The 433-nt window shown below is 66.7% G+C and carries 1 protein-coding gene; it reads left to right on the top strand.

Going from position 1 to position 433, the window contains the following annotated elements; genetic code table 11:
• Nucleotides 1-433: TetR family transcriptional regulator (locus MXD62_RS10210; RefSeq protein ID WP_248829087.1), on the top strand; the 433-nt coding region annotated here is incomplete at both ends.

Here is a 433-nt window from a genome sequence, read left to right as displayed (position 1 = left end):
TGTCCGTCGCGATGGACCTGTTCGCCCGCAAGGGTTACGAGGCGACGACGATCGATGAGACCGCGGCCGCCGCCGGAATGTCCCGCAGCACCTTCTTCCGCTATTTCACCTCGAAGGAAGACGTCGTACTCGGCCACCTGAGCACCCTCGGCCGACTACTCGTCGACGCCCTGGCGAAACGGCCCGCGGATGAGGATGCCTGGACGGCGCTGCGCCGGGCCTTCGACGTTCTCCTCGACTACCACGCCGGCGATCCACAAGGCACCCTCGGCCTGCGACTAATGATCGATGGTAGTCCCGAACTGCGGGCCCGCAACCTGGAAAAGCAGTGCCGGTGGCACGACCCGCTCATCCCCCACATCGCCGACCGTCTTGGCCCCACTTCCACCGAGGCCGGTATCGACGCACGCCCCGAGGCGATCATCGGTGCCGC

This window comes from Frankia sp. Mgl5 (assembly GCF_023242985.1).
GTDB lineage: Bacteria > Actinomycetota > Actinomycetes > Frankiales > Frankiaceae > Parafrankia > Parafrankia soli.
The sequence above is the reverse complement of the archived record's forward strand: the minus strand, read 5'-3'. Positions and strand labels throughout refer to the sequence as shown.